This window comes from Fimbriimonadaceae bacterium (assembly GCA_019454125.1).
Taxonomy (GTDB): domain Bacteria; phylum Armatimonadota; class Fimbriimonadia; order Fimbriimonadales; family Fimbriimonadaceae; genus JALHNM01.
This window is the reverse complement of sequence record CP075365.1, coordinates 1296524-1314338: the sequence shown is the minus strand read 5'-3', so window position 1 is coordinate 1314338 and position 17815 is coordinate 1296524. Positions and strand designations below refer to the sequence as shown.

Annotated in this window: 23 protein-coding genes; 9 read left to right on the top strand and 14 right to left on the bottom strand. The window is 61.8% G+C overall.

The genetic code is table 11. From position 1 onward, the window contains the following. From KF733_06500 to KF733_06465, 8 genes are all read right to left on the bottom strand, one after another. Positions 1-264, bottom strand: a complete 264-nt coding sequence (locus KF733_06500; GenBank protein ID QYK57130.1) for a flagellar biosynthetic protein FliQ — start codon at positions 262-264, stop codon at positions 1-3. Then, positions 261-1031: a flagellar type III secretion system pore protein FliP gene (gene fliP / locus KF733_06495; protein QYK57129.1), complete on the bottom strand. Its 771-nt coding sequence runs from the start codon at positions 1029-1031 to the stop codon at positions 261-263. Before fliP ends, KF733_06500 begins: the two co-directional genes overlap by 4 nt. Then, positions 1028-1516 carry a hypothetical protein gene (locus KF733_06490; protein ID QYK57128.1) on the bottom strand — a complete coding sequence of 163 codons (489 nt, stop codon included), beginning with the start codon at positions 1514-1516 and terminating at the stop codon, positions 1028-1030. Before KF733_06490 ends, fliP begins: the two co-directional genes overlap by 4 nt. Next, a complete protein-coding gene (gene fliN / locus KF733_06485) occupies positions 1513-2397 on the bottom strand; it encodes a flagellar motor switch protein FliN (protein QYK57127.1) in 885 nt (294 codons plus the stop codon). Before fliN ends, KF733_06490 begins: the two co-directional genes overlap by 4 nt. A gap of 3 nt (positions 2398-2400) precedes the next feature. After that, positions 2401-3423, bottom strand: a complete 1023-nt coding sequence (gene fliM, locus KF733_06480; protein ID QYK57126.1) for a flagellar motor switch protein FliM — start codon at positions 3421-3423, stop codon at positions 2401-2403. Positions 3424-3505: 82 nt separating this feature from the next. After that, a complete protein-coding gene (locus KF733_06475) occupies positions 3506-4606 on the bottom strand; it encodes a hypothetical protein (protein ID QYK57125.1) in 1101 nt (366 codons plus the stop codon). After that, complete coding sequence (gene trxB, locus KF733_06470) at positions 4606-5544, bottom strand: thioredoxin-disulfide reductase (protein ID QYK57124.1); 939 nt, start codon at positions 5542-5544, stop codon at positions 4606-4608. Before trxB ends, KF733_06475 begins: the two co-directional genes overlap by 1 nt. A 17-nt stretch (positions 5545-5561) precedes the next feature. Continuing rightward, positions 5562-6341: a hypothetical protein gene (locus KF733_06465; protein QYK57123.1), complete on the bottom strand. Its 780-nt coding sequence runs from the start codon at positions 6339-6341 to the stop codon at positions 5562-5564. Positions 6342-6384: 43 nt separating this feature from the next. On the opposite strand from KF733_06465, the gene KF733_06460 reads away from it, so the two are divergent. Both KF733_06460 and KF733_06455 read left to right on the top strand, forming a co-directional pair. Next, positions 6385-7146: an alpha/beta hydrolase gene (locus tag KF733_06460; protein QYK57122.1), complete on the top strand. Its 762-nt coding sequence runs from the start codon at positions 6385-6387 to the stop codon at positions 7144-7146. A 25-nt stretch (positions 7147-7171) separates the two neighbouring features. Next, positions 7172-8194, top strand: coding sequence for an aminotransferase class I/II-fold pyridoxal phosphate-dependent enzyme (locus KF733_06455; GenBank protein QYK57121.1), 1023 nt, complete (start codon positions 7172-7174; stop codon positions 8192-8194). Here KF733_06455 and KF733_06450 read toward each other — a convergent pair. Together KF733_06450 and KF733_06445 are read right to left on the bottom strand one after the other, a co-directional pair. After that, a complete protein-coding gene (locus KF733_06450) occupies positions 8105-8932 on the bottom strand; it encodes a ribonuclease H-like domain-containing protein (GenBank protein QYK57120.1) in 828 nt (275 codons plus the stop codon). The two genes, KF733_06455 and KF733_06450, sit on opposite strands and share 90 nt — an antisense overlap. A 4-nt stretch (positions 8933-8936) precedes the next feature. Further along, positions 8937-9473, bottom strand: coding sequence for a hypothetical protein (locus KF733_06445; protein QYK57119.1), 537 nt, complete (start codon positions 9471-9473; stop codon positions 8937-8939). Positions 9474-9582: 109 nt separating this feature from the next. Here KF733_06445 and KF733_06440 point away from each other — a divergent pair, with 109 nt between their 5' ends. Genes KF733_06440 through pyrE form a run of 4 tightly spaced genes read left to right on the top strand, consistent with a single transcriptional unit; the run spans position 9583 to position 13309 of the window. After that, positions 9583-9981 (top strand): cytochrome c maturation protein CcmE, encoded by a 399-nt coding sequence (locus tag KF733_06440; protein QYK57118.1) that lies wholly within the window; start codon positions 9583-9585, stop codon positions 9979-9981. Positions 9982-10010: 29 nt separating this feature from the next. Continuing rightward, the gene (ccsA, locus tag KF733_06435; protein ID QYK57117.1) at positions 10011-12410 is read left to right on the top strand and encodes a cytochrome c biogenesis protein CcsA; all 2400 of its coding nucleotides are present in this window, start codon (positions 10011-10013) and stop codon (positions 12408-12410) included. Further along, positions 12382-12744 (top strand): aspartate 1-decarboxylase, encoded by a 363-nt coding sequence (locus KF733_06430; GenBank protein ID QYK57116.1) that lies wholly within the window; start codon positions 12382-12384, stop codon positions 12742-12744. Before ccsA ends, KF733_06430 begins: the two co-directional genes overlap by 29 nt. Beyond that, positions 12731-13309, top strand: a complete 579-nt coding sequence (gene pyrE, locus KF733_06425; GenBank protein QYK57115.1) for an orotate phosphoribosyltransferase — start codon at positions 12731-12733, stop codon at positions 13307-13309. The genes KF733_06430 and pyrE overlap by 14 nt, the downstream gene beginning before the upstream one ends. On the opposite strand, the gene KF733_06420 is transcribed toward pyrE, so the two are convergent. After that, entirely contained in the window at positions 13306-13548 is a 243-nt protein-coding gene (locus KF733_06420; protein ID QYK57114.1) for a hypothetical protein, read from the bottom strand. The genes pyrE and KF733_06420 overlap by 4 nt on opposite strands. A 49-nt stretch (positions 13549-13597) precedes the next feature. Continuing rightward, positions 13598-14488, bottom strand: a complete 891-nt coding sequence (locus tag KF733_06415) for a diacylglycerol kinase family lipid kinase (protein ID QYK57113.1) — start codon at positions 14486-14488, stop codon at positions 13598-13600. A 36-nt stretch (positions 14489-14524) separates the two neighbouring features. On the opposite strand from KF733_06415, the gene KF733_06410 reads away from it, so the two are divergent. From KF733_06410 to KF733_06400, 3 genes are read left to right on the top strand one after another with little or no spacing between them, the layout of a single operon-like run. After that, on the top strand, positions 14525-14746 hold the full coding sequence (locus KF733_06410; GenBank protein ID QYK57112.1) for a hypothetical protein: 222 nt from the start codon (positions 14525-14527) through the stop codon (positions 14744-14746). 50 nt (positions 14747-14796) lie between these two features. Beyond that, entirely contained in the window at positions 14797-15618 is an 822-nt protein-coding gene (locus tag KF733_06405) for a prepilin-type N-terminal cleavage/methylation domain-containing protein (protein QYK57111.1), read from the top strand. A 32-nt stretch (positions 15619-15650) separates the two neighbouring features. Further along, entirely contained in the window at positions 15651-16394 is a 744-nt protein-coding gene (locus KF733_06400; protein QYK57110.1) for a hypothetical protein, read from the top strand. Here KF733_06400 and KF733_06395 read toward each other — a convergent pair. Next, positions 16326-16751 carry a hypothetical protein gene (locus KF733_06395; protein ID QYK57109.1) on the bottom strand — a complete coding sequence of 142 codons (426 nt, stop codon included), beginning with the start codon at positions 16749-16751 and terminating at the stop codon, positions 16326-16328. The two genes, KF733_06400 and KF733_06395, sit on opposite strands and share 69 nt — an antisense overlap. A gap of 119 nt (positions 16752-16870) precedes the next feature. Continuing rightward, a complete protein-coding gene (locus tag KF733_06390; GenBank protein QYK57108.1) occupies positions 16871-17773 on the bottom strand; it encodes a sigma-70 family RNA polymerase sigma factor in 903 nt (300 codons plus the stop codon). Positions 17774-17815 lie beyond the last annotated feature (42 nt).

Sequence of the window (17815 nt, the reverse complement as noted above, 5' to 3'; positions counted from 1 at the left end):
TTATCCTCCAACCGGAACTTGCAGACAGTGGATTAGGAACGAAACCAGAGTCGATAAGAGCCAGTTGCTCAGCAAGATGCCCACTGCGGCGACGGCCAAGATCTTAGGGACAAATGATAAGCTCGCCTCCTGGATCTGGGTAACAGCCTGAAAGATGCTGATTAGAACACCTACCACCAGGGCGGTTAGCAATAGCGGCATGCCGACGGATCCCGCCACGATCAAACCCTCGCGGACAACTCCAAGGACAACAGAATGATTCATCGATAGCCCATCACGATTGAGTTGACCAGAAGGGACCAACCATCTGCCATTGTGAAGATCAGAATCTTAGCCGGCAGAGATATTACGGTCGGCGGCATCATCATCATGCCCATACCCATGAGGATACTTGCCACTATGATATCGATGATGACAAATGGAATTAGAATATAGAGACCCACGACAAATCCGGTCTTGAGCTCGCTGATCACGAAGGCAGGTACAAGGGTCAGGAGTGCAACATCATCGCCATTCTTTGGCCTCTCTTGACGGATCTCGAGTAGCGTCTTTAGATCAGCTTCATACGTATGCTTAAGCATGAACGCCCTGACAGGCCTTTCTGCCAGGGCGACAGCTTCCTCTAACGGAATCGGATCTTTATCTCGTGTATATGGAACATATGCCTCATTGTAAACAGAGCTGTAGACAGGCTCCATGACGAAGAAGGTTAGAAACAGGCTGAGACCCACTATAACCTGGTTCGGCGGGATGGAAGCCGTTCCAAGCGCGGTCCGCATAAAGCTTAGGATGACCACGATCCGGGTAAAGGCCGTGGTCAACATCAGAATTGCCGGTGCCAAGGACAGCACCGTCAGCAGCACCAAGATCTGTAAGCCCGTGCTAATCTGAGAGCGTTGTTCGTCACCGGCAATGCCGATGTTGATTACCGGAGTAATGCTATTGGACTGTGTATAGGCGATTGTGCCTAGCCCAAGAACTGCCAGCAGGAGGAGAATACGAAGCAGCGGACCTCGGAATTCGCGCTTCATCCTTCGAGCAGCACCTTCAAGCGGTCGCCGAAGTCCGCACTTTCGATGACCTCGTCGCCAGTCTCTTCATGAACCAAGGCTGCGTCACCTACCTCATTCCTCGAAACGGGCTCAACCCACTCCGGAATTTCCAGAACTGTCGGTTGGCTTACGCCATTAGTGGCCATTAGCCAGCGGTTTCCGCCATGTCGAATGATGGCTACGTTGCAAGATCCAAGACTGCCTTTTGCGACTATATGCAGACCGTCGTGGTTTTGGACAATCGTGCTGGCACCCTTCTTAAACTTCGTATAGATCGTGACGCAGCCCCAACAAAGGGCGATAGCTACGATCGGCAACACGAGCATATTTTGCGCTGAGGAGGATTGCTCAACCGGTTTCTCGCTTCTTGGTTCGACCTTGGTTCCGAACTTGCCGCTTGTCGCGCCTTGGCCAAGGCAAAGAGCAGCAAGAGCCGTGAAGAGAAGAAGCGATACCAACTTCATGCTGCCTCGTTCAACTTTTGCAATCGTTCTTGCAGGCTCACGATCTCTGTGATACGCACACCAAAATTGTCGTCAATCACGACAACTTCGCCACGCGCAACAAGTCGGTTATTCACCAGGACATCAACAGGTTCACCCGCAGCCTTATCGATTTCGACAATCGAACCCGGCCCAAGCTCGAGCACGTCCTTTACGGGCATCTTGACGCGACCAAGTTCGACACTCACTTCAAGGGGAATGTCCATAATGATCTCTAGGCTGGCATCCTCCAGGAAACTCGGGTCACCGTGCCGGCCCTCCACCCCACCAGATACAAGTTTGAAGGGATTACCCTCGTCGGACTGTGTGGATTCTCCACAGATCGTAGCGGCAGCGACACGGCTTAGGAACCAGAACACCTGGACGGTTTGTCCGTTAACGGTGCCACTCGTCGATACCTTAACGACTTCCTCAGATCGATCGAGGCTCTCGGGCAAGTGGAGATCCTGCAACCGGATCTGCAAGCCGCTAGCAACCATCGGCTCGTCAAGGATTGTGCCTATCGCTAGGCAGATCCCCTGGACAACCCCTTCGAAGGTAGACCGAAGTTCTGCGACGAGATTGTCATCGAGGGTGATCGCTTCATCCCGGTTAGACAGTGCATTGACCGTGAGTTGCGGGAGGAAGACAACCATGTTGTCTTCTGGCGCGTTAGCAAATGCGAAGGCTATCTGAACGCCTGTCGCGAGACCCCTGGTTGCTTCGGCGGTGGATAGTCCCTCGACATTACTATCGTCCAACGAGAATTGATCGACCTGGTCAGTGATAACTCTCTTGACTGACTGCCAAACCTGTGGTTGGTAGGCTCGAAACTTCTCAATGATTTCTGGTGAGACGCTCATGGTTTAAAGTTCAGCGAACGGCTGGCTGATGCGGAACACCAGCTTCTTGTTATGGAGGGCGGGACGTCCCTCAAATTTCGGCTTCTTAGCAACCATCATTAGTACCTCTCGGTCAGCGCGCCGGTCCAATCTGAGCATGTCCCCGGCCTTAAGCTGTAAGAATTCGCGGACCTGCATGCGGCATTTCCCAAGTGTCGCCGTGCACTCCACGTTAGACGCTGCGACATGGCCGGTCAGCGTGCTTCGGTAGGCAGGCGCCTGCTTTCGGTTGCTGCTCGCAAACCATTTTTGGGCGCTAAGCTTGACCGTGATCGGTTTCAAAACCATGTAGGGAATGCAGAGGCTCATGGCGCCTCGCGTATCGCCCACGCGAATCTCGAAGAGGACGCTGATCACCACGTCAGACGGAGGGGCGATTTGTACAAACTGTGCGCTCGTCTCGATCGCTTCGATGCTTGGGTTTATGACGACGACGCCTTCCCAAGCACTCTTCAAAGCCCCGAACATCCTTTCTATAGTCTGGCGCACAAGAGGTTGTTCGATCTCAGTAATGCTTTGTCGAGCGATCATGCGGCCGGGGCCGCCTAAGAGCCGATCGATCATTGTGAAGACAATACTGAACTCGATCTCCAAAACGGCCTGTCCGTTAAGAGGAGAAATGTTCATCACTGCAAAGACAGATTGGTTGATGCTGCGCAGATACTCTTCGTAAGGGACCTGTTCAAGGGAGATTAGGTCGACACTGACATGGGTCCGCAAGTGTCCAGATAGGGACGAGCCGGCCAGACGTGCAAAGGTTTCGTGCAACATTTGCAGGGTCCGGAGCTGGTCTTTACTAAACTTGTCGGGTCGCCGGAAGTCGTAAACTTCGTAGGCCGTTGCCGCACGGAGGCTGCGGACACTGGCGGAACTTGCCCCGGGTTTGCCGCCCGATTGTTCCGGCTGTGCGGAGGCGCCGCCGCCAGAATCTGGAGACAGCGAAGTCAAAAGGGCTTCGATTTCAGCTTGGGAGAGGATTTCCGACATCGCAGCTGGATTGAGGTCCTTTCGGCGCCGTCAGCATTGTTGTCGGTGCCCCTGGGGTTTTCCTCAGGGGAGAGAGGTGGGATCAGGACCCTCGGCTCGCCGAAGGAGCGACCCAAAGCTCGTCGGCGCCAGTAACCTTCGTCCAGTTCTCACGTTGCTGCAGCACCGCGCCGCCCGCGATTTTCGCGCTCCCGGTCGGAATCCACACGCCCCTGCCCTTATACGTCTGTGGAATCGTGGGGCGGAAACCCGGGGACTCGTCAACGGCCTCCGAAAGAGAGGTTCGGAAAGAGATCGCATTTTGGTTTGGCGCGAGGACGAGCGCTCGGGAAAGAACCTTGCGGGGCAGGACTTGCGCACACCAGGAAACGAGGCCGAGGAACGAGGAATACCCCTCTTGGCCGCCCGTCTTGATCAAGCTCCAGTTGGGCCCCTCCAAGGCGACCTTTTCCATGGCTGGGAGGACGCGCTTGTTCGCATATGCCGCCAATTGGCTGGGAGTCACCGATAAGACATCGGCAGAGTCCGCCGCTTCAGAAAGCAAAAGATCCTGGATCCAGTTAAGGTATAAGCGTTCGCCAACGTCTCCGCTGACCCACTCCTCGGGACCGCCATCGATTCGGAAGGGGGGCAAGGTGGCATGGCCATATTCGTGGGCGAGCTCCCGCGCGAACTCAAGCTGATCGTGAAGTTCGCCAATTCGGTAAATAAAGATGACGCTGGATTTCCTTGGGCGTCGGGACGAGTCCGTCGCAGTTGTATCGACTGTAAACTGATGCTCGCCACCCGGTTGGCCGCTCGCGCAAAGATAAACATCGATGGATCCTCCGCCGTAAAGAGGGCTGTGGTCTAAGCGGAGCCAGCTGACATTGAAATCGTAAAGACGCAGCAGAAAGCGGGCGGCTAAGACGCCCCGGTCCAGCTCGCTTTTCGGCAGCCCTTGTTCGATATAGACATTGAACCTCGTTCGCGGGCCCTGCTCGGTCAAAACGCGAGCGGTGATCTTTCGGTCAAAGGGCCAGGGTTTGCCCGGGGCTGCCTTGGGAGAAGCCATGGGCTCTGGCTCATATTCCAGTTCAAACCTCGGTTGTCCATCGAGGACGCTTGGAAACTTGTGGAGGACGGGCTGGGCGTACAAAGCCGGCCCGATGCAAAGGCATACGGCGAGGGCCGGAAAGCGCACTAACCCATTTCCTCGGCTTCGAGGAACCGCTCCGCGTCGATGGCCGCCATACACCCGGTCCCCGCAGCCGTAACGGCTTGGCGGTATGTCCGGTCGGTCACGTCGCCGCAAGCGAAAACACCCGGGATTTTTGTGCGCGTCGAATAGGGCTCGACTTTGATGTAACCCAGCTCGTCAAGATCCAGCCAATCCGCGAAGACTTCGCTGTTCGGCTTGTGGCCGATCGCCACGAAGACGCCGTCGATCGGCATTGTCCAGGAGCGGTCTTCGACCGTGCTCTCCAGCCGCACGCTGTGCACCTTTTTATAAGGGGCGGAATCGCCCAGGATTTCAGAGATCACGGTGTTCCAAATAAACTCGATCTTGGGGTTTTCCATCGCACGTTTCTGCATGATCTTGCTCGCGCGGAGCGAATCGCGCCGGTGAACGACGTACACCATCTCCGCGTGCCGTGTCAGATAGTTCGCCTCCTCCATTGCGGTGTCCCCGCCGCCGACGATGATGATCCGCTTGCCGCGGAAGAAGAAGCCGTCGCAAGTCGCGCAAGCGCTGACCCCATGGCCGCCGAACTCCACCTCGCCGGGCACGCCCATCCACTTCGCCACCGCGCCCGTGCTGATGATCAAGGTCTTGCCCGTGTGCTCCTTCTCCGCCGTCCAGACTCGGAACGGCCTCGCGGAAAGGTCGACCCTCGTGACCACGTCGTGCTCGATCTGGGATCCGAACCTCTCCGCCTGCCGCCGAAAGAGATCCATCATTTCGGGCCCCATGACGCCGTCGGGAAAGCCGGGGTAGTTCTCCACGTCGGTCGTGATCATGAGCTGACCGCCCGGTTCAGGGCCCGCGAGTACGAGGGGTTGCAGGTTCGCTCGAGCGGCGTAGAGGGCGGCGGTGTAGCCGGCCGGGCCGGAGCCGACCACGATCACATTGTGGGCCATCGGTAGGAGGAAAGAGGTTACCTTTCCCGTTCGGTTCCCGACGACCCACCCGAGTCCCTGGCGCGCAGGAAGTCGGCAAGCTCGCCCAGGCGGTCGACGTTGAGGAAGTCGACGTCCGCCCCGACCAATGTCGCGTAGACGCTTTTGCCGTGCGGGATGGCCCAGAACCGGACCTTCCTGCCGCGGGCATGGGCGCGCCGGACGAACTCCGCCAGCTGGTCCTGCTCGTCGCTGGGCATCGTGTCGATCCCCTTCCATCGGAAGAGCGAGGTCCAGTCTTCGCTGACCAGCGGGATGCGGTAGGCAGGGAGGTCGCTTGCCAGGTCTTCCTTGCGGCCGTCATAGCCGGCCAGGGCATCTGGGTCTTTCAGGATCCGCGAATCGCGGTCTCCGCTGACCACCACCCGCACCGCCCCGGGCGCCTTGGTGGCAAGCATTTCTCTCCGCTCCGCAAGCAGTTCCTTCAGCCGGTCCCAAACGGCCGTCCCGCTTTGCTTCACGTCGACCAAGAGCAGAAACTCCGGTCCGCCAGGATAGACGCGCCCCCCGTTTTGCCGGACACGCTCCAGGAGCGGGTCCAGGTACATCGCCTGGAGGGTCTTCCCTTTCTTAAGTTCGCTGAGGTTGTGGCCGACCAGTAGCTCACCGTCTTGCAAGAAGACGTCAGCCTCCACGCCGCAGAACCCCAAGGCCAAAGCGTCCGCCAACGGTTGCTTTCGCCAATAGTCGTTATGGGAAAAGGCGCGGGGCAAGGGCTGGACTTGGGCCAGGAGCAAGAGGCAGCAGGGCACAAACACCCGCGTGTTCTACCCGCGCGGAAACGGGTATAGCATCAAAACCATGCGGGCGGACATTAATCAGCGGTTTCCGGTGAAAGGGGCGGAGCTTTCCTTCGACCTCTTCCGGCGGAACACGGACGAGGCGCTCCCGCTGCTGGTGCTGATCCATGGCGGCGGATGGATCAGCGGCGAGAAGGAGGACTATCGCGACGAAGCGCTCTGGTGGGCCTCGCATGGCTGGGCCGCCGTATGCGTCTCGTACCGGCTCGCGCCGCTCTTCCCGTTCCCGATCCCGATCGCGGACGTCCAACGGTTCCTGCTCTTTGCCGCCGAGAACCCAAGCTTGTTCGGCACTTCGCCGGGGAGGACTGCCGTCTTCGGCAACAGCGCGGGCGGCCATCTGGCCCTGATGACAGCCTTGGCGGGCCGAATCTTGGATGGCGACGAACCGTCGGTCCGGCCCGCGCGGGCGGTGGCCGTATGCCCGATCACGGACATGACCGACCCCGGAATCGTCGAAGAACCGCTCGCCCGCGGGTTCGCCGAGCAGTTCATGGGCGACCGCTATTCTGCGGAAGACCCGCGGTGGGCAGATGCGAGCCCAGCCTGCCAGCCACTGGCGGGTGCGCCCGCCACCCTGCTCGTCCACGGGACCGCCGACGAAATCGTGCCCTTCTCGCAATCGCTCCAGATGGAAGCCCGTCTTCGCCAGGCAGGCAACCAGGTGAGCCTTCTCGCGATGGAAGGCGAGCACCACGCGTTCTCGTACGGCGCCTGGATGAAGGTCCGCGAAGCGGCGCACGCGCACCTCGCCGGGCTCTGACCACAGCAGAAAGTATCCTAGGCGCGTGCGCGTTGACCTCCGAAGCGACACGGTGACGCGGCCCACGCCCTCGATGTACGAGGCGATGATGGCCGCCGAACTCGGCGACGACGTCCTCGGTCACGACCCGACGGTTGAGAAACTGGAACGGCTGGCCGCCGACCTCACCGGCAAGGAAGCCGCCATCTTTGTGCCGAGCGGCACGATGGGCAACCAAGTCGCGCTGGCCACGCACACGAACCCCGGCGAGAGCGTCCTCTTCGAGGACGAGGCCCACATGCTCTTTTACGAAGGGGCGGCCCCTTCCGTGTTCGCGGGTGTGCAGGCGAGGACAGTCCCTTCGCACGAGGGCGTGGTCGACCCGGACGCGCTCGCCTCTCGCGTCCTGCGCCGGTCGGAGCACACGCCGGGCACCACCCTGCTCTGCCTTGAGAACACCCACAATCGCGCGGGAGGAACCGTCACCTCCCTGGAGACCCATCGCCGCCTTCGTCAGGCGGCGGACGAACTCGGAATCAAGGTCCACCTGGACGGAGCGCGCGTCTTCAACGCGGCCGTCGCGCTCGGAGCGCCCGTCGACGATATCACGCGCACGGTCGACTCCGTGAGTTTCTGCTTGAGCAAGGGGCTTTGCTCGCCGGTCGGTTCGGTCCTTTGCGGCACGGCCGACTTCATCAGCGAGGCTCGCTATTGGCGCAAGAGAATGGGCGGCGGCCTCCGCCAAGCCGGGATCCTCGCCGCCTGCGGCATCGTTTCGCTGACGCAAATGGTGGACCGGCTGGCCGAAGACCACGACCGGTGCCGACGCCTCGCCGAGAGCCTGGACGGCCTGCCTGGGCTCTCGACCGTGCCGCCCCAAACGAACATCCTGATGGTGGACACGGTCGCCCCGGCGGACCGGTGGGAAGCGGCGCTGCGCGAGAAGGGGGTGGATCTGATCGCGATGGGACCGAACCGGCTAAGGGCCGTGTTCCACCACGACGTCGAAGAGGCTGGGCTCGCCCTTTCTCAAGGCGCGTTTCGGGAACTTGCCGAGCTCGTCGTCTAGCGACGTCTGGATCCGGAGGCGGTCGTAGGCGATCTGGGCGATTTTCGCCAGGTTCACCACGTCCTCCCGGTTATAGGCCACGAGGATCGGCAAGGCGGACTCGTCTCCATAAAGGTGCCTCCGCCACAGCCTTACGGCATCGCGCCCGGTCAGACCGCGCGTCTCGTCGCACCGCGTGATGCCCAGGTCGTACTCGATGCGCTTTAGACCGCCCTGCATCCCGAGCCGCTTCATCACGTGGCAGAGGTCGAGGTGGATGTGGTCGAACATCACGTGGGGGAAGGCCTTCTGCAACACGGGAATGTCGAACCCTGTGCCGAAAAACGTGACGATATAGCTGTAATAGGTGATGGCGTCCGCAAAAACGGCCAGGTCTTCCCCGGCGATCAGGCATCGAAAAGTGTTGCCGTCGTAGAGCCCGACGCACGTGACCGAGTCTCCTCCCGCGCGGCCGTCTGTCTCGATGTCCAGATAGATGCAGGAGTCGCGAAAGTCTTCCCAGGCTCGCCACGCCTCGCGGGCGCCGAGCCACCGAGCGAAGAACTGGTGCTCCCGGTTCTCAAGGGCTTCGACGGATCGGTGCAAGAGTTCCGTGACCTGGCCCCTGTCCGCGCTCCCGATCCGAAACTCCTTTGGCGCGGAGAGGTAGTCGTCCCACGTGTGGCACCCCTGTCGCCAGAGCGCCCGCTCGGCCTGGTGGCCGACCCCCGGAAGGTGGACGAACGTGTGGCGGAGCAAGAGGCTACTTCTTCTTGCGGGGCGTGGTGGCGGGGTTGACGCCCGGCATGTTGCGCGGGAAGCTGATGTCGAAGGTCGTGCCCGCGGGCCAGTACATCTTGTCGTTCGGGTCGTCGAACCAATAGGTGCCCGTGTTCAAGTCCCGGTCGAATTCTCCGCCCATTCGCAAGGTGCCCCGGCCGTACCAGACGCCCTGCATGTCCCGGCCGAACCACTGGACGGCCCGCCATTCCCCCGTCACCACGACGCGGCCCGTGCCCGTATAGACCCGGCGGTCGTTCTTGTCCCATTCCTTGCGGACTTGTCCGGTGACTTTGGCGTCGCCCTTCACCTGGCTGAGCAACACCGTCCCCGTGAAAGTGAACTCAAGCCGCCCGCGCCCGTCAATACTCCGGAAACCGCCCAGGCGGGTCTGGAAATGCATCGTGCCGTACCCGGGCGCCGGCTTGACCCCCGCCATTTGGGCTGGGGTCGCGGGTTGCCCAAAGGCTGCCGCGACGAGAAGAAATCCTGCCAGGGTAAGTCCGTTCCGTAGTGCCATGCGACCGAGGGTGGGGAGTTTACTCTCCCGGTATCGGTAGACGCCGCAGGCTCTAGTCTCGTTCCCGCATCGGCGTTGCAAGATCGCGTAAAATAGGCGGCGAGAGCGTATGAAACCAGGTTTACTCGCCGTTGTCCTTTCGTTCGTGGGAATTGGCGCCGTGGTGTACGCCTTCATGACCAATGCCAGCCCGTACGTAACCGTCGCCCAGGCACAGGTCTCCCAGGCCGATAACCTTCACGTCGCCGGCGAAATCGTCCCCGGCACCCTCGACGTCTCCGCCACGTCGCAGACCGTCCGCTTCATCGTGAAGGACGACGAGGGCAAGACCCTCCCGGTCCTCTACAAGGGCGCGCCGCCCGCCAACATGGCTTCGGCAACGCGCGTAGTCGTTATCGGCGGCATGAAGGAAGGGGTCTTCACCAGTGAGAAGATGCTGCTCAAGTGCCCCTCGAAGTACGAGAGCTCGGACACCCCGATGGCCAAATCGGAAGCGAAGGCTTCCTAACCTAAGCCGGTGGAGGTTAAGGTCGACCAGTGACACCTGAAGTGCGAGCGGTCATTGCCCCGCAATGGTCGCTCGTGGTCGGCCAAATCGGGTACGCCGCGGTCTTTGTGGCGCTCGGCGCGTTCCTGCTCGCGTCGCTCCTGAGCCTTCGCGGCAAACCTGCGGCTTGGGCCTTCACTCTGGGCGTGCTGGGCCTTTTCACCGCCTTCGGCTGCCTCCTCTCGCTCTTCGTCAACGACCAGTTCCAGTTTAAGTACATCGCCGGCCACTCCGCGCTTGGAATGGAGTTGAAGTACAAGGTCGCGGCGGTCTGGTCCGGCCAAGAAGGCTCGATCCTCCTCTGGGGAACCGCGACGGCGATCTTTGGCCTCCTTGCGAGCCCGGCCACCGGGCGCTATCGCCGTTGGTTCACGGCGAGCTACGCGGCCTTGCTCGCTGCGATCTGCGCGATCCTGGCCTATGAGTCTCCTTTCGTGCTCTTGCTGGTCCACGGCCAACCGATCATCCCTCCCGACGGCAAGGGGCTCGCCCCGTCCCTTCTGAACTACTGGGTGGTGATCCACCCGCCCACGATCTTCCTCGGGTTCGGCTCGCTGGCGGTGCTCTTCGCGTGGGCTTTCGCCGCCTTGTTAGAGGGCGACCTGGCCGAATGGCTCGCCCCTGTCCGCCCGTGGGCGATCCTCTCCGCGACCCTGCTCGGCCTTGGCCTCGCGATGGGCGGTTTCTGGGCGTACGAGACGCTCGGCTGGGGCGGGTTCTGGATGTGGGACCCGGTCGAGAACACGAGTTTCGTGCCCTGGTGCTTCACCGTCGCCTTCATCCATAACGCGTTCGTCACGGTCGCCCGGAAGAAGTGGGCGATGACTACGGTGGCCCTCGCCGCGGCTCCGCTTGTGACGTTCATTTACGGCACGTTCCTCACCCGGTCCGGCTTCCTGGGCGATACGAGCGTGCACAGCTTCGCTGAGATGGACCGCTCTGCGCTCTGGACCCTCATCGCACTTATGTTCGTCACGACGCTGGTGTTCGCGACGGCTTGGGGCTGGCGCGCGCGGAACCTCAACCGACAGGAGGAGTCGCTGGCAAAGCCAGAGTCCTGGCTGAACCGCGAAGTCTTCTTCGGCACCTCCGCATGGATCATGGGAGCGTTCGGGGTGGTGACGGCGATCGGGATGAGCGTTCCCCTCTTCCAGTCGCTGGCGGGGCAGGCACCGAAGGTGGTGGACGAGAAACTGTACAACTCCACGCTTGCTTTCCTGTACTTTCCGCTCATTGTCGCGATGGCGGCCGGCCCGTTTCTCTCATGGCGCGGAATCGGGTTGGCCAAGCTCATGGCGCGGCTTCTGAACGTCCTCGCACTCACGATTTTCCTGACCGGGGTGCTGATGCTCTGGCTAAAGGGGTTCCAGCTCCCGCACGCGTGGGAAGCGCTTCCCGCTTCGGAGACGGCGACGACGCGGCTGCTCGGACTCAAGGTCAACCACCTGTCCTGGTCGGCACTCGTGGCCGGAGTCACGCTCTTCGGCATCGTCGCGAGCGCCTGGCGGCTGGCCGAGACCCTTCCCAAGAAGGGCCTTTCGGTCGGCGGCTTGCTCACCCACGTCGGCGTCCTCACCGCGGTCCTCGGCCTCCTCGTCTCGCGCAGCCTGGAACAGAAGGAGCAGATGGTGCTCCTCCCGACGCGCCCCATGCCCGCCTTCGGCTACCAATGGCAAGCGGGCGCGCCGACCGTGAACTATGCCGACCGGAACAATAAAGTGCCCGTCGTCGCGACGCGCGCAGGCGACCGGTTCCAGGTCGAACCCGGCCTCTACTACCTCGGCATGAACTCTGGAGGCGAGCCCCAGCCCATGGCCTGGCCGGGGATCCTTTCCCGGCCCCTTTATGACTTCTACGTCGTCGTCCACGACCTCACGTTTGACGCCACTGACACCACCCCGATGGCCAAGGGCGAGACCCGCCTCGTGCGAGACGAGAACATGCTCGTCACCTATGAGGGCCTGCAGCGCGAGGGTGAGGCAGGCATGCCGGGCGCCAAGTTCACGGCGAAAGTAAAGGTCGAGACTCCGGACGGCGAGTGGACGGCGGAGCCGGCCATCCAACTCGGCGAAGGCGAAATGATCGAGCTGCCTTCCGCCATCGGCGATAAGTACCGGATCCGGCTGAGGCAGATTGACGCGGCGACCGGCGGCGCCTCGCTACAAGTGCAATACCAAGCGCCCGCCTATCCGGTCGAAGTCTTCTATAAGCCCCTGACCAAGCTGGTCTGGTGGGGTGTCGGTATCATGACTTTAGGCGGTCTGGCCGCCGCCTGGGCTCGCCGCCCGAGATCAAAAAGCCCCGCGGCCCCACGGCCCGAGGAAACTTCCGCCGCGATCGACCCCTTAGAAGAGAGCGAGAATGCGCCTGAACCAGTTGCTAAAAGCTAAGTTGCACCACGCCCATATCACGTACGCCAACCCGGAGTACGTGGGGAGCATCGAGGTGGACGGCGAACTCCTGAGGAGGGTCGGAATCCAAGACGGAGAGTTGGTCCACGTCTGGTCCGTCGACGGCACTTCGCGAATCCAGACCTATGCGTTCTCTGGCCCAAGCGGCGTGGTCGGGATCAACGGCGGGGCCGCCCACCTCTTCAAGGCGGGCGAGCGCGTCATCATCGCCGCCTTCACCCTCACCGATGAGGAAGTCGTGCCCGAAGTGCTGCTGCTGGACGGCGACAACCGCGTCGTTCGGGAGATGAACCCCTTCCATGTCCTCGGTTGACCTCGGGGCGCTATTGGAATCCAGCGGCGCGGTGCTCCGTGGCCATTTCGTCCTGACGAGCGGCCGCCATAGCGACGTCTACTTCGAGAAGTTTCGCGTGCTGGAACGCCCGGACGTGCTGAGCGCGCTCTGCGGGGAGATCGCGGCTCATTACCGTTCGGCTGGTATCGAGGTCGTGGCGGGGCCGACTACCGGCGGCATCATCGTGGCGTTCGAGGTCGCCCGTCAACTCGGCGTCCAGGCGCTCTATGTGGAGAGCGAAGCGGGCGTGAAGATACTGCGCCGAGGCGGCAGCGTCCGTGAGGGCGCCAAGGTGCTCATCGTGGACGACGTGCTGACCACCGGGCTCTCTGTCCAGGAGACCCTCGAAGTCGTACGCAGAAACGGGGGCGTCCCCGCCGGAGTCGGCGTCCTGATCGACCGGTCCGGGGCCCCGCCCGGTTTTGGCGTCGCGCACTACGCCGCCTATAAAGTCACGGCCACGAGTTACGCGACCGAAGAGGTGCCGGACTGGCTCTCGGCCATTCCTGTGACCAAGCCCGGCACACGTCCTGCGGGATCCTAGATCCGGCCCGAGGAACTCATCACGGAAAGGCCGCCCCCCAGGATTGCGGAGATGAGCCACACCGCGAGGATCACGGTTTTATTCGGGTGCTTGAACTCGACGATGCCGTAGTAAAGCAGGTAGAGGCCGCAAAGGATGCCCACGATGCCTTTCCAAATGGCACTCTTGAACGCGTCGATCAGGATGATGATCGAGCAAACCAGGCTGACAATGGCGAAAAGGGAACCAAGAATCTGCATGTAATGCCTTCCAGTATTGCTAACGACGGAGCAACCCTTAGATCGGTTTCTAATCAAGTGTGACGGAAACTAAAAGGGCCGAGGGTCGGACTGTAAAGTCGGCGGGCGTCTCTCCCTGGATGTCGCCTTCCAAATGGAACGGGGCGTCTGGATTCGTCGCAAGACTGACACGCCGCGCCCGCCTGTGCGCCACCTTTGGGTGTCCGATGTGACCACCGCCGTCGATCTTCTTCAGCAAGCCGACGAGTTCGGCCAACCGCAGGTCGCTCGCCCAGACGGTATCGAAAAGGCCATCGAAGGGGTCGGCATCGGGCAGGATCATCATCCCCGCCCCATAGAAACGCGCGTGCCCGACGGCCAGCAGAAAGAGCTGGTCCACAGCGAAGCTCTCTCCATCTATGACCAACTTTGACTGAACACCCTTGAACTTTGCGAACGTGGACGCGATGGCGAGGTAATACCGAACGCGCGGCGGAAGGCGACGCCATGCAGCATTCTTCGAGTTGAACGTCTTCGTGACCTCCGCGTCGAACCCGACTCCCGCCACGTTCACAAAGGCCAGCTCGTCGTTCACGATGCCGACGTCCACCGCCCTGCCTTTCCCTTCCAGGGCCAGCCGCAGGGCTTCCTTTGGGTCGGTAGGAATTCCGAGCGTCTTTGCGTAGTCGTTCCCCGTGCCGACCTGGACGATCCCGAGCACCGCCTCTGAACCGAGCAGGCCGTTCACGACCTCGTTCAGGGTGCCGTCCCCACCCATGGCGATGACGCGCTTCGCACCCTCCTGGGTCGCGCGGCGGGCGATCACGGTCGCGTGGCCGGGGCGCTCGGTCGTGCAGACTTCGATGCCCTCCAGCGCCCCAGCTGCGCGGAACCCTTCAAAGACACGTGCCGTCCGTCCAGACCCGCCGAAAGGATTGACGATCAGACAGGCCCGGTCCACGGCCGCAATTCTAGCCCGACGGGTATCTTCCCGTTAATGCGCGAGCCAGTGGTCGCTGACCGCTACTTGGTCACCTGGAAGGAACTGGGCGAGCCCGTCGCCCAAGGCGACTATGAGGTGCCCGGCCTCGGCATCGTGACCATCGACGACGCCGATCTCCATTTCGCGACCCACACGCCGGACGCCGAGTTCTTCGTCCGACGCTCCAAGGCGCTGGGCAACCGCTTTGTGGTCGTCAGCCGCAAACACCCCGCTTGAATATTCTTTGGAGTGGCGCAAATCAGCTTTGTATTAGGTAGTATGCCCTAGTGCAGGGCTCTCGCCGCCTTCGTCGCGCCTTTACGTTGATCGAGCTGTTGGTCGTGATCGCGATCATCGCCATCCTCGCCGCCATCCTCTTCCCTGTTTTCGCGCAGGCGAAGGATTCGGCCAAGCAGACCCAATGCATCGCCCAGATGAAGCAGATCGGGCTTGGTCTGCAGATGTACATGCCGGACAACGACGATAACTGGGCGCCGGTGGCGAACATCGTCGACAGCGACCCGAAGTTCGCCCCCCAACAGATGTGGGTGGGATACGACAACAACAACAGCTGGTGTTACGAGTTCTGCGGGGACATGACGAAGCCCGCCGTGAACCCGATCCGACCTGGCATGATCGACCCGTACCTCAAGAGCTATGAGGTGAAGGTGTGCCCGAAGAAAGAGGCCCGCTGGCAGCTCGCCTTGGCTTACAACTACTTCCGCCAAGGGCGCTACTCGTACTATTACAACCGCAACCCAAAGGCGATGGACAACGAGTTCGGCCCAGGCGCGAAGAACTGCCGCACAAGCTATAAGTGGGGGGTTGAGGAATGCGACGGCGCGAACAATGGCGAACTCGACGACCCCGCGAACACGCTGGCCGTCTGGGAGCACGCCTCATACGTGGTCGTGTGCAACTTTCTGCAGCAGCCGGACTGGTTCAATGCGCCGCCCGCTTATGACAAGCGATACCGCGACCATTTCAACTTCCTTCACCGGGACGGGGCGGTGACGATCTGGGGCGACGGTCACACCCGCCGCATGGTCTTCGGCCAGCTGCGGAGGCCGATGTTCAGCGTACGCAAGGACATTTACGAGGGCCAGTAACCGCCCTCCCGGATTGCCCATACTAGGAGGCCGTGGCCGACCTACCTGAGAGCCTCCGCGAGCTTGAACGAGTCATGGCTGAGGCTGCGGAGATTGCCTTGGCCGCCCGAGAGGAGCTAAAGGTCGAGAACAAGGGCGACGGCTCGCTGGTCACGAACGTGGATCGCGCGGTCGAGACCTTCCTGCGGGAGCGCTTGGTCCCGATGGTTCCGGGCACCACGGTCTGGGGCGAGGAGTTCGGCTATGAGGAACCCGGCGAGAACGGATCCTGGCTCGTCGACCCCATCGACGGCACCTCGAACTTTGCTTACCGCCAGCCCCTTTGGGGCATTAGCGCGGGGCTCCTGCAAGCGGGCCGCCTGACCCGCGGCGCCGTCATCCTGCCCGACCTCGGCGAGAGCTATGTCGCCGCCGAGGGCCAAGGAGCCTTCCTCAATGGCGATCGGTTGCTAAACGTAGTGCCGGGCCCGGTGAAGCGCACCGAGCTGATGGCCCATTCGGAAGAGGTCGCCCCAGAGTTCGAGGTGCTTGGCGGAAAGCCCCGCATGCTCGGTGCCTTCGTGATCGAAGCGATGTTCGCCGCGACCGGGCGGATCCGGGGAATGACCTCCCACCGGTGCCACCTTTACGATGCCGCTGGGAGCTTAGTGGTCTGCCGCGAGGTCGGCCTGCGCGTACAACACACCGACGGGCGAGAGTTTGACGAGTCAGGCTTTGCACGGCCGGTCAGCTGCGGGCACTTCGCGATCCTGCCCGACGGCGCGCTCCAAGGCTGAGCGGATCTCCTCCACACGCGGATTATCTGAGATGTCCGTACTGTAATAACTCCATACGACCTCGCCGTCGCTCGCAAGTACAAAGACACCCGGCATTTGATATGGGTTCCCTACTGGTTTGCCCCCTAAATTCCCCATCCCGACTTCGGCCAGAGAGCGCGAGACCGTCCTCAGGTTCAAAATTTGCCCTGTCCCCGCCTTCTTAAGCCCGAATCGTTCGTAAAGCTTCGCATCCGGGTCGCAGATAAATCGATGCGGGCTCCGTAACTTATTGGCGAAGCTCCGGGCGTCTTCAGGCGTCGCCATGCAGACCTGCACGATGTTCAGTTCCGGGTGTCGGCGCAACTGCGCGACCAATCGTCGGCAGAACACTCACCCGAAATGCCGCAGAAAGACGAGCGCCAGCGGCTCGGCATAGAGCGCCGAAAGGGGGACGCGTTCGCCCGTGGCGAGCAGGACTTCGACGTGAGGCGCGGTCACGCCGTTCCATACGAGATTCCGCTGAGGGCGTCGCGGATCGCGGAGGAAAGCATCGGATGGCGGAGCCGCGCAAGAGCCCTTGCCTGCGCCTGGCGCACCTCGCTCGGCTTTAATCGAAGGGCCTCCGCCACGGCCCGCACGCTCTGCGGCTTCTCGCCGGAGAGGCCGTAACGCCGCATCGTCACCTCGCGTTCCGCGGTCGGCAACGTCTCGATCAACCGCCGCACGACGTGCGCGACCTCCTCGTCCACCAGCACGTCAAAGTCGTTCCCGGCCGTCGTCGGCGCGATCCGCTCCCAGGCATCTTCTTCCATTGAGCCGACAAACGAGACCTCCGGCGAGGGAGAGAGCTGGAACCGGACGTCCTCGATGCTGGCGCCAGCGGCAGAGCCAAGCTCCTCAAGGCTGGGCTCGCGGCGGAGTTCTCGGGCCATTCGCCGGACCAAATGCTGCAGCCGGGCCTTCGCGTCGCGGGCATGGGCAGGGACGCGCACCAAGCCGGATTGGTTGGCCGCCGCCCGGCTCACCGCTTGCCGGACCCACCAGGTCGCATACGTGCTGAACCGGTGGCCACGGGAAGGGTCGAAACGCGCGGCCGCGTTCATGAGGCCGATATTGCCCTCCTGGATAAGATCCTGGAGGGGGACACCCGTCCCCGCAAATTTCGCAGCGATCCCGACGACGAGCCGAAGGTTGTGCTCGATCAACTCCCGACGGCATTCTGGGCAGCCCTGCGCGCTGCATTCGGCGACGCGCCGTTCCTGCTCTGCGCTCAGCAATGGAATCTCGCCGATGCGCTCAAGCCAAGCTTTGACCGCGTCGTCCGCACCCGCGGCTCTTTGCGCGCCGCCATCCCCAAATCTTCGGGGTTGCCTTCGGAGCGCAGGAATCGTGCCCACGAAGTAACCATACGACAAAAGCCGTGCGATTCGGACTTTCGG